Origin of the sequence: Stenotrophomonas maltophilia group sp. Smal32 (assembly GCF_030237085.1) — a bacterium.
GTDB classification, from domain to species: Bacteria; Pseudomonadota; Gammaproteobacteria; order Xanthomonadales; family Xanthomonadaceae; genus Stenotrophomonas; species Stenotrophomonas maltophilia_Q.
On sequence record NZ_JASJSI010000134.1, the window covers coordinates 1 to 10,660 of the forward strand.

The window sequence follows — 10,660 nt, forward strand, 5'->3', positions numbered from 1 at the left end:
GGATCAACTTTGTTCATTAAGTGTGGCTGGAATGTTTAGTTTTTGTGGTCTTCTGAAAGGAAGTCACGGGCGGCCAAAAGACTCCTATTTAAAACAAACACTATCTCTAAAGTGGGGGATATCAACGCGGCCTCCTCTGGGGGGCCCCCCCCCCCCCCCCCCCCCCCCCCCCCCCCCCCCCCCCCCCCCCCCCCCCCCCCCCGCGCCGGGGCGCCCCCCCCCCCCCCCCCCCCCCCCCCCCGCCACCCCACGGATAGCTCGCTTTTGCCGTTGCCGTTGCCGTTGCTGTTGCATTGAGCAGGTGCAGGGCTGCAAGCCCTGCCGAACCCCTTACCGGGCGTAGAATGCGGGCATGAGCGAATCCCTTGATAACCACCTGGTCCACGGCCGCCGCCAGCGGCCCGACGGTCCGTCGCCGATCGATGTCATCTCGGTCCAGTCGCAACTCGTCTACGGCCACGCCGGCAACAGCGCCGCCGTGCCGCCCATGCGCGCACTTGGCGTGCGCGTCGCGGAAATCCCGACCGTGCTGCTCAGCAATGCGCCGTTCTACGACACCACCCGTGGCCGCGTGCTGCCGGCCGACTGGTTCGCCGACCTGCTGCTCGGTACCCATGAGCGCGGCCTGCCGCAGCGGGCGAAGATGCTCGTCTCCGGTTACTTCGGCAGCACCGCCAACGGTGCCGCGTTTGCCGACTGGCTGGACGAAATCCTGCCGGCCTGCCCGCAGCTGCGCTATTGCCTCGACCCCGTCATCGGCGACACCCACACCGGCCCCTATGTGGAGCCAGGCCTGGAAGCGATCTTCGCCGAGCGCCTGCTGCCGCATGCCTGGCTGGTCACGCCGAATGCTTTCGAACTCAATCGCCTTACTGGCATGCCGGCGTTGGCCGAAGCCGATGCCATCGCCGCCGCGCGCACGCTGCTGGACCGTGGCCCCCATTGGGTGATCGCGCATAGCGTCGGCGGCAACCCGGGGGAACTGGTGACCCTGGCCGTTGGCCGCGAGGAAACCTGGCGCTGGACCTCGCCGCTGCTGCCGGTGGACGTGGCCGGCACCGGCGATGTGCTGATGTCGCTGGTGGTGTCGTTCCTGCTGCGCGGTGAATCGATGCAGCAGGCGATCTCGCGTGCGATCGCCGGTACCCATGCGGCGTTGGAAGCAACCCTGGACAACGGTTTCGAAGAGTTCGACGTAATAGTCGCAGCACCCGCTGCCCTCGCCGAAGGCACGCGCTTCCGCGCCGAACGCGTGGCATGAGCGGCCTGCTTGAACGCACGCCGCGCACGGTCGGCATCGTCGGAAGTGCTGGCGCCTACGGGCGCTGGTTGACCCGCTTCTTCCAGCAGCACATGCAGTTGCAGGTGATTGGCCATGATCCGGCTGATCCGCAATCGCATACACCGGAGCAGTTGCTGGCGCAGGCCGACGTGCTGGTGTTCTCGGCGCCGATCCGGCACACGCCCGCGTTGATCGCCGAGTACGTGCGGCAGTCCGCAGGCCGTGAACGCGACCGACTGTGGCTGGACGTGACCTCGGTGAAGGAGGCGCCGGTGCAGGCGATGTTGGCCTCGCTGGCAGAGGTGGTCGGGCTGCATCCGATGACCGCGCCGCCCAAGGCACCCACCCTGAAGGGCCGGGTGATGGTGGTCTGCGAAGCGCGGCTGCAACACTGGCAGCCGTGGGTCGATACGCTGTGCGCGGCGTTGCAGGCCGAATGCGTGCGCGCCATGCCGCAGCACCACGACCAGATGATGGCGCTGGTGCAGGCGATGGTGCACGCCACCCATCTGGCCCAGGCCGGCGTGCTGCGCCAGTACCAGCCGCAGCTGGGCGACCTGGCCGCGATGATGCCGTACCGTTCGGCGTCGTTCGAACTGGATACGGCGATCATCTCGCGCATCCTGTCGTTGAACCCGGCGATCTACGAGGACATCCAGTTCGGCAACCCGTATGTGGCGCCGATGCTGGAGCGCTTGGTCGCCCAACTGCAGGCCCTGCAGGGCCAGGTCGGGCAGGGCGACGACACTGCACGCAGTGCATTCCGCGAGCAGCTGTTGTCGGCCAATCGCAGTGCGTTCGGTGAGCAGGCGCTGGCCGAGGGCAACTACACCTTCGAACGCGTGGGCTATCTGCTGGCAGACCTGACCGAGCGCAACGCGCTGTCGGTCCACCTGCCCGAAGACCGGCCGGGTTCGCTGCGCGAACTGCTGAACGTATTCGAGCAGCACCGCATCAGCCTGGCCTCGATCCACTCCTCGCGTACGCCCGGCGGCGAAGTCCATTTCCGCATCGGTTTCGTTGCGGGCAGTGATCCTGCTGCAATCACCCTGGCGGCGGCCGACGTGGACGCCAGCGGCATCGGACGCGTGCTCGGCTGAGCGCATTCATCCACAGGTGGTGTGGATGATTCCTGAGCAAACATGTGGATAACCGCGTGCAGCCCTTGGCAGCCAAGGCTGTCAAGATGGTTGATCAAAAATTGACCATGCCATTACCGTAGAGCCGAGCCACGCTCGGCTGCTTTCGGCCACGGCGCGTGTCGACCAAGGTCGACACCCACCAGAGCGGATCCGGGAGTGCCGGGCCATGCCCGGCGTACCTCAGATCGTCAGCCTCAGCTCACCACCGCTGGTAGTGAATTCGCGGCCATTTCGCACCAGCAAGCGACCATCGTCGAGCTCGTAGCGGGGCGTGGCTTCGGAGTGGTGCCCGCTGCCGTTCGCCTCGGGCTTGAACTCGATAATGATGTGGCTTTCACCATGGCTGTCGACGGCGGGAAACTGACGGAACGACATCGTGCACCTCCTTCAGCGGATGCTGTTGATGCGGTGCCAGCTTCACTCCGCCGATGTTAGCCGGCCGTCATCAATCGATGAACTGCAGTCGTGCCAGTTCAGCGTACAGGCCGCCTTCGGCAAGCAGCTGTGCGTGCGTACCTTCCGCCACGATGCGGCCCTGGTCCATCACTACGATGCGGTCGGCCTTGAGTACGGTGGCCAGGCGGTGCGCAATCACCAGCGTGGTGCGGCCAGCCATCAAGCGCTCCAGGGCCTGCTGCACGCCATGTTCGCTCTGTGCGTCCAGCGCGCTGGTGGCTTCATCCAGCAACAGGATCGGTGCGTCCTTCAGCAGTGCGCGGGCAATCGCCACACGCTGCTGCTGGCCACCGGACAGGCGCGCTCCGCGCTCGCCCAGCTCACTGTCGTAGCCTTGCGGCAACGCGCGCAGGAAGCCGTCTGCCTCGGCGGCGCGTGCGGCAGCCTCGACCTCGCTGTCGCTGGCCTGCAGGCGGCCATAGCGGATGTTGTCACGCGCACTGGCGGCAAACAGCGTCGGCTGCTGCGGCACCAGCGCCAGCTGTCCACGCAGCTCGGCCGGGTCGACCTGGCGAACGTCGATGCCATCCACGCAGATGCGGCCACCCGCCGGATCGTGGAAGCGCAGCAGCATGGACAGCACCGTGCTCTTGCCCGCGCCTGACGGGCCGACCAGGGCCACGGTCTCGCCCGGGCGCACGTGCAGGTTGAAATGGTCCAGCGCCGCCTGGTCAGGTCGCTGCGGGTAGTGGAACACCACGTCGTCGAACTGGATCTCGCCACGCAGCGGCTGCGGCAGCACGTGCGGCTGCGCCGGCGCGCGGATCTCGATGTCTTCCTGCAGCAGTTCGCCGATGCGGCCCATGCCGCCGGCCGCGCGCTGCAGTTCGTTCCAGACTTCGGCCAGCGCACCGACCGAGCCACCGCCGATCAGTGCGTACAGCACGAACTGGCCCAGGGTGCCTGCGCTGAGGCGACCGTCGATGACATCGTGCGCACCCAGCCACAGCACGCCGACGATGGCGCCGAACACCAGCAGGATGGCGCTGGCGGTGACCAGCGACTGCGCACCGATGCGGCGGCGGGCGGCCTTGATGGCATCGCCCAGTGCGTGGTCGAAGCGGCCGCGCTCGTAGGGTTCGCGTGCGTGCGCCTGCACCGTCCGTACCGCACCGAGGGTCTCGCTGGCCAGGCTGTTGGCATCGGCGATGCGGTCCTGGCTACTGCGCGCGACGGTACGCAGCTTGCGCGCACCGATGATGATCGGCAGTACCGCAAGCGGAATGCCCAGCAGCGACCACGCCGCCAGCCGTGGGCTGGTGACGAACAGCATCGCCAGGCTGCCGACCACCGTGACGCTGCTGCGCAGTGCCACCGACATGGTCGAGCCGACCACGCTGCGCAGCAGCTCACTGTCGGCGGTCAGGCGCGAGACCAGCTCACCGCTGCGGCTGCGGTCATGGAACCCGGCACCGAGCTGGATCAGGTGTGCGTACAGGCGGCTGCGCAGGTCAGCTACGACCTTTTCGCCCAGCAGCGACACGAAGTAGAAGCGCGCGGCGGTGGCCAGGGCCAGCACCACGGCCACCAGCATCAGCAGGGCGAAGGCACGGTTGATCTGGCCGCCGCTGCTGAAACCATGGTCGATCATCTGCTTGACCGCCGGCGGCAGACTCAGCGTGGCCGCCGAAGACACCGCCAGCGCCAGCAGCCAGGCGGTGAACAGGCCACTATGGCGGCGCACGAACGGCCATAGCGTGCGCAGGCTGCCGAGGCGGCGCAGCGGCGGGGGCGAGGCGGGGGCGCCGTCCTTGTCAGTCATCCTGGTGGTCGTCTTCTATGCGGATACGGTCACGAGTGGCGTCGCGCAGGCGGATTTTCAATGCGTCTACCTGATCGGCCGGCAATTCGACCCGCAGGCATACCCCGTTCGCGTCGAACTGCTCATCGCGCTTCTCCACACCGAACGCAGGCAGGGCGGCGTGCAGGGTGCCCAGGTCCTCGAAGCCGGCCTGCAGCTGCAGCCGTGCCATGGCGACCAGCGCCAGCCGCGGCGCGGTGCGCAGGCATTCGGCGGCGGCCCCGCCGTAGGCACGGACCAGGCCGCCTGCTCCGAGCTTGATGCCACCAAACCAGCGCGTCACCACCACCATCACCCGGTCGAAGCCCTGGCCGTCGATCGCGGCCAGGATCGGCCGCCCGGCGGTGCCTGCCGGCTCGCCGTCATCGCTGGAGCGGTAGTCCTGGCCATGCCGGTAGGCCCAGCAGTTGTGCGTGGCGTCGGCCACGGCAACCTGTTGCAGGAACGCCAATGCTGCGGGGGCGCCATCGATCGGCGCGGCATGGGCGATGAAGCGGCTGTGTTTGACTTCCAGCGTGTGGCTGACGGGCTGGGCGAGGGTATCGAGCATTCCCATCATTCTACGGCGTTGTCGGGTCCCCCCGTCCGTTTCAGTCGTCCAGCAGCGGGCGCAGGTCGCGCGGCAGGCGCGCTTCCGGATACTGCTGTATGTAGCGTTCCAGGCTGGCGCGGGCGAGGTCGCGCTGGTCCTGGTCACGGCGCTCGCGGATCTTCTGCAGCCACTGCCGGCGTGGCAGGCGCGCGTCGGCGTCTACTTCGGCCTGCACCGTGTCCGCGCTCAGGCCCGCATCGCTGCCGCGGCGCATGATGCCCGGAGCCGAACGGCTGGGAGCCTCACGCTTCATCGAGGTGATCTCCACCCGATCCAGCGCCTCCGCCCGCTCGACCTCGGCGGCATTGGCTGCTGGTGCCGGTGCCGGTGCAGGTGCCGCGGCCGTGCGTGCTTTCAGTGCCCCGGACTCTGCCGGCGCGAATGCCGGTGCCGGTGCAGAGTAGGCTGCGGGTGCCGGTGGCGCAGGCGGCGCTGCTGCCGGCGCTGCCGTCGGCGCCGGTGGGGGGGGCGCAAAGGCGGTATCGGCGGCCGCATCCGCAGCCATCGATCGTGCAGCTTGGGCCGGCGCTTCAGCGGTCTCGGCCGGCGCCGGCTCGGGCGCGCGAGCGATGGCCGGTGCCGGGGCAGCGGCAACAGGGGCGGCCTCGGGTGCTGCGGGCGCAGCGCTTGGTTCGGCAGCCGCCACAGCGCTGTCGGCTGCACTGCGGTCAGCGGCCTGACGGGCAGCCGCAACGTCTTCTGCCGGTGCCGGTGCCGCAGCAACAGCGGCCTCACCGGCCGGAACCGGCGGCGGCTCCGGGCGCAGCTGCCAGGCGATGCCGATGGCGAACACCATCGAGGCGGCAATGCCGAACACTGCCGGCCAGCGAGGGCGTGCCTGTCGTGCGCGCGGTGCGTCCGCAGAGGCAACGGCGCCAGCGGCCGGAGCATCCACGGCGGCACGCGCCGCGGCCAGGATGGCAGCATCCAGCGCGGGCGGCGGTGCCTGCTCGGCGCGACGGCCGAGCAGCCGGGCCAGCTCGCGTTCTTCCGGCGTCAGGGGTTCGTCTCGGTTCATGCGTTCAGTCCCGCACGCAGCTTGTCCATCGCATAGCGCAGCCGCGATTTCACGGTCTCCCGGCCCACGCCGGTGATCTGGCCGATCTCCTCCAGGCTCAGTTCCTGATCCAGCCGCAGCTGCAGCACTTCGCGCTGCTCCGGCGGCAGTTGCTCCATCGCCAGCTGGATGCGGCGACGTTGTTCGAATTCAGAGAGTTCCGCTTCCGGGGTCTGCCCATCCTCGATCGCCGCAAGGCGCAGATCGGCATCGGCAGGTGCGGCCGGGCGATGACGTGCCGCACGCCAATGGTCGTTCAGTCGGTTGTGGGCGATGCGGAACAGCCATGTGCTGAACGCCGCCTCGGGTTGCCAGCCGGCGCGCGCGCTGATCACCCGCTGCCACACGTCCTGGAAGATCTCCTCGGCCAGTGCCGTGTCGCGCAGTTGCCGCAGCAGGAAGCCGAACAGGCGTTTGCGGTGGCGCGCATACAGGCTTTCGAACGCGCGCAGGTCACCACCGGCCCAGGCCAGCATCAAGGCTTCATCGGTTGGCAGTGCGCTGGCTTCCACGGCGTACAGGGTAAGGCCTGCAGGCGGTGGCGCATAGCCGGTGGCAGGGGCGGGCAGGGCGAGGTTCATGGCATGGAAGCGGCTACGGACAGCACGAAAAACGTACGGGCGCACGATTCGGGGTTTACGGGCTTCCATTGCCCCCCGGGTGGCGCGCTATGCTCGGCGGCTCAGGGGAGGCGACGCTTAGACGGCGCCAAGAGATTGTCATTTGTCCACGCATGCTGAACCGGCGGAAGAGCCACCACACGAGGTCGTGCTGAGCACGGCGCTGGTGCGCGCGTTGCATGCGCTGCTGCCTGAATCGGCGGTGGTCCGGGTCGGTTGGGACGACCCGCAGCTGGGGCGTGGCCAGGGCGGCTGGCCCCCGGTCGTGATCGACGGCGCCCCGTTCGTGGACCCCGGCGTTGGCGATGGCCAGCACGGTTGGGAGTACGACGGCGCGCGGCTGCTGTTGTCGGTGGTCGGTGCGGCGCCTTCGCCCGCGTGGTGGGGACTGGCCCGGCAGGCGATGGAACTGGCCCTGCAGCGTGGGCGACAGGCCGGGCAGATCAAGGCCCTGGAAGAGGCCGAGCGGCTGCAGCAGGCGTTGTTCCAGATCGCCGACCTGGCCGGCGCAGACCTGGAGATGGGCGAGATGCTGCGCCACGTGCACGGTGTGCTGGGCACGCTGATGTACGCGGAGAACTGCTACATCGTCGAGTACGACGATGTGCGTGAACAGATCCGCTTCCTGTACTTCGCCGACCAGGTGGATGACTTCGTTGCCGATCCGTCGCAGAGCCATGACGCCAGCGAGATGCCGCGCAGCCTGACCGTGGCGCTGCTGCGCCATGGCAAGCCGCTCAGTGGCCCGTCGCGCGAACTGCTGGCGCGGGTGGTGGAACAGGAGCATGACCCGCAGCGTGGCCCCGAAAGCCTGGACTGGCTGGGCGTGCCGATGCTGCGCGATGGCCGCGTCTGTGGCGCCATCGTGGTGCAGAGCTATGAGCGTGCCGCCCGCTATGGTGAGGCCGAGCGCGCCCTGTTGGGGTTCGTCGCCCAGCACGTACAGACCGCGATGGACCGGCGCCAGGCGCAGGTACGGCTGGAGCAGCAGGTGGAGCGGCGCACCCAGGAACTGCAGCGCGCCAACCGCAGCCTGCAGGACGAAGTAGCCGAACGGCGCCGTGCCGAGCAGCTGCAGACCGCGCTCTACAACATCGCCGAGATGGCGATGTCGGCCGACAGCCTGGCCCAGTTCTACGGCCAGGTGCACGGCGTGGTCGGGCGCCTGCTCGATGCGCGCAATTTCTACATCGCCCTGGTCAACGCCGCCGGTAATGGCCTGGACTTCGTCTATTCGGTGGACGAGCACAACGCCAGCCGCGCGCCGCGGCCGTTCAGCCGTGGCCTGACCGAATACGTGGTGCGCAACCGGCGCCCGCTGCTGGCATCGCGCGCGCAGATCGATGCCCTGCTGGCGGCCGGCGAAGTGCGCGAACACGGCGCGCGTTCGCACTGCTGGCTGGGCGTGCCGCTGCTGCGCGACGACGAAGTGGTCGGCGCGATCGTGGTGCAGAGCTACAGCCAGAACAGTACCTTCAGCGTGCACGACCAGCGCCTGCTGACCTTCGTTGCGCAGAACATCGGTACCGGGTTGGCCCGCCAGCGCGACCAGCAGCGGCTGCGTTCGGCGCATGCCGAGCTGGAAAAGCGCGTGGAAGAACGCACCCGTGAACTGGCCGAAGTGAACGAGAAACTGCTCGGCCAGATCGGCGAGCGCCTGCGTGCGGAACAGCGCCTGACCCACCAGGCCATGCACGATGCCCTGACCGGCCTGCCCAATCGTCTGCACCTGCTGGATCGCCTGCAGGATGCCCTGGCACTGGCCAAGCGTGAGGGCGGGCCGGTGTTTGCCGTTCTGTTCCTCGACCTTGATCGCTTCAAGCTGGTCAATGACAGCATCGGCCATGCCGCCGGTGACCGCATGCTGGTGGAAGTGGCCAAGCGCATCGTGTCGATGGCCGGTACCGAAGATGTGGTGGCACGGCTCGGCGGTGATGAGTTTGCCGTGCTGCTGCAGTGCCCGCAGGGGCTGGCGCAGGCACTGGATTTCGGCCAGCGGCTGCTGCTGGCGTTGCAGGAGTCGATGTGGATCGCCGGGCGCGAACTGTTTCCGTCCGGCAGCCTGGGCATTGCCCTGTGGAATCCGCGCTACCGCACCGGTGAAGAGCTGCTGCGCGATGCGGACGCAGCGATGTACCGGGCCAAGGCGCAGGGCCATGACCGCTGCGCGATCTTCGACGAAGACATGCGCGAAGAAGCGATGCGCAGCCTGGACCTGGAAGCCGATCTGCGACGTGCGATCAACAACCGCGACTTCCTGCCGTTCTACCAGCCGATCGTGCGCTTGTCCGACGGCGAAGTGGTCGGTCACGAGGCGCTGCTTCGCTGGCAGCACGAGCGCCGTGGCCTGCTGCTGCCCGGTGCGTTCCTGGAACTGGGCGAAGAGAGTGGCCTGATCGAACAGGTGGATTGGCTGATCTACGAGCAGGTCATCGCGGGGCTGGCCAAAGGGGGGCACAGCTACGTATCGGTGAACGTGTCACCGCGTCATTTCCGCTCGGCGGAGTTCAGCGGCCGCCTGTTCGGCCTGCTGGATGCATACGGCGCCGATCCGCAGCGACTGCGGCTGGAGATCACCGAGGTCGCACTGCTGGACGATGGCCCGCACACGCTGCGCATCCTGCAGGGCCTGCGCGAGCGCGGCATCCAGGTACAGCTGGATGATTTCGGCACCGGCTTCTCCGCGTTGTCCTACCTGCATCGCTTCCCGATCAGCACGCTGAAGATCGACCAGAGCTTCATCGCCGGCCTGCATGGTCCGGAAGTGCAGAGTACGCGCGCGCTGGTTGAGGGCGTGCTGTCGCTGGCGCGCACGCTGGGCATCGAAACCATCGGCGAAGGCATCGAGACCGAGGCGCAGCGAAATACCCTGCGCGAACTGGGCTGCGACTACGGCCAGGGCTACCTGCTGGGGCGGCCCGCCCCGTGGGCGCACGCGGCGGCCTGAGCCGCCGCGTGCCGCTGCATCATCGCAGGGCGGCGCGGCGCTTCTCGTCGATCCACTTCGAGGCCTGCGCCGGCTGGTAGTTCTTCATCCACTCCAGCATCTCTTCGATGTCCGAGCCGTACCACAGGTCCTGGCGCTGGTCCGGGTGCAGGAAGCGCTCTTCCACCATGCGGTCGATCATGCCGATCAACGGGGCGTAGAAACCTTCCACGTCGAGGAATGCGCATGGCTTGTTGCCGATGCCCAGCTGGCGCCAGGTCAGCATCTCGAAGATCTCTTCCATGGTGCCGAAGCCGCCCGGCAGGGTGACGAAGCCGTCGGCAAGATCGAACATGCGCGACTTGCGCTCATGCATCGAACCGACGATCTCCAGTTCGGTCAGGCCACGGTGGGCCACTTCCCAATCGGCCAGCTGGCGCGGGATCACGCCGGTCACCTCGCCACCGGCGGCGAGTACCGCATTGGCCACGGTTCCCATCAGGCCGACGTTGCCGCCGCCATACACCAGGCGCAGGCCGTCGCGGGCAATGCGGTCACCCAGGGCAATGGCACGTTCGGTATAGGCCGGCTTGCTGCCAGCGTTGGAACCACAGTACACACAGATCGATTTCATGGATCTTCCTGTCTCTTGGCCGGAAACGAAAACGCCCCGTCGCCAACCGGAAGGCGGTCAGGGACGGGGTGTGCGTAGAGTATGAGGCCTTGAATCGCCACATGCCCTTGTAGAGCCGAGCCATGCTCGGCTGCTCTTCGTTCAGATCGC

9 protein-coding genes are annotated in these 10,660 nt (G+C 67.9%); 3 read left to right on the forward strand and 6 right to left on the reverse strand.

Annotation, left to right across the window (positions count from 1 at the left end; translation table 11 throughout):
• Window positions 1–352: 352 nt before the first annotated feature.
• Together pdxY and QRO91_RS20260 are read left to right on the forward strand one after the other, a co-directional pair.
• On the forward strand, window positions 353–1,261 hold the full coding sequence (pdxY, locus tag QRO91_RS20255; protein WP_049428502.1) for a pyridoxal kinase: 909 nt from the start codon (window positions 353–355) through the stop codon (window positions 1,259–1,261).
• Window positions 1,258–2,382: a prephenate dehydrogenase gene (locus QRO91_RS20260; protein WP_197632472.1), complete on the forward strand. Its 1,125-nt coding sequence runs from the start codon at window positions 1,258–1,260 to the stop codon at window positions 2,380–2,382. Before pdxY ends, QRO91_RS20260 begins: the two co-directional genes overlap by 4 nt.
• Before the next feature lie 222 nt (window positions 2,383–2,604).
• Here QRO91_RS20260 and QRO91_RS20265 read toward each other — a convergent pair whose 3' ends face one another.
• The 5 genes from QRO91_RS20265 to QRO91_RS20285 form a co-directional block, all read right to left on the reverse strand.
• Complete coding sequence (locus QRO91_RS20265) at window positions 2,605–2,799, reverse strand: hypothetical protein (protein ID WP_049428506.1); 195 nt, start codon at window positions 2,797–2,799, stop codon at window positions 2,605–2,607.
• Between the two features lie 70 nt (window positions 2,800–2,869).
• Window positions 2,870–4,642, reverse strand: coding sequence for an ABC transporter transmembrane domain-containing protein (locus QRO91_RS20270; protein WP_111202513.1), 1,773 nt, complete (start codon window positions 4,640–4,642; stop codon window positions 2,870–2,872).
• Complete coding sequence (locus tag QRO91_RS20275; protein WP_049428511.1) at window positions 4,635–5,231, reverse strand: YigZ family protein; 597 nt, start codon at window positions 5,229–5,231, stop codon at window positions 4,635–4,637. Before QRO91_RS20275 ends, QRO91_RS20270 begins: the two co-directional genes overlap by 8 nt.
• 40 nt (window positions 5,232–5,271) lie before the next feature.
• On the reverse strand, window positions 5,272–6,291 hold the full coding sequence (locus tag QRO91_RS20280) for a hypothetical protein (RefSeq protein ID WP_197651099.1): 1,020 nt from the start codon (window positions 6,289–6,291) through the stop codon (window positions 5,272–5,274).
• Window positions 6,288–6,806 carry an RNA polymerase sigma factor gene (locus tag QRO91_RS20285; protein WP_238378638.1) on the reverse strand — a complete coding sequence of 173 codons (519 nt, stop codon included), beginning with the start codon at window positions 6,804–6,806 and terminating at the stop codon, window positions 6,288–6,290. The genes QRO91_RS20280 and QRO91_RS20285 overlap by 4 nt, the downstream gene beginning before the upstream one ends.
• Before the next feature lie 247 nt (window positions 6,807–7,053).
• On the opposite strand from QRO91_RS20285, the gene QRO91_RS20290 reads away from it, so the two are divergent.
• Window positions 7,054–9,897, forward strand: a complete 2,844-nt coding sequence (locus tag QRO91_RS20290; RefSeq protein WP_285310532.1) for an EAL domain-containing protein — start codon at window positions 7,054–7,056, stop codon at window positions 9,895–9,897.
• 19 nt (window positions 9,898–9,916) lie between these two features.
• On the opposite strand, the gene QRO91_RS20295 is transcribed toward QRO91_RS20290, so the two are convergent.
• Window positions 9,917–10,510 carry a TIGR00730 family Rossman fold protein gene (locus QRO91_RS20295; protein WP_049428514.1) on the reverse strand — a complete coding sequence of 198 codons (594 nt, stop codon included), beginning with the start codon at window positions 10,508–10,510 and terminating at the stop codon, window positions 9,917–9,919.
• Window positions 10,511–10,660: the final 150 nt, after the last annotated feature.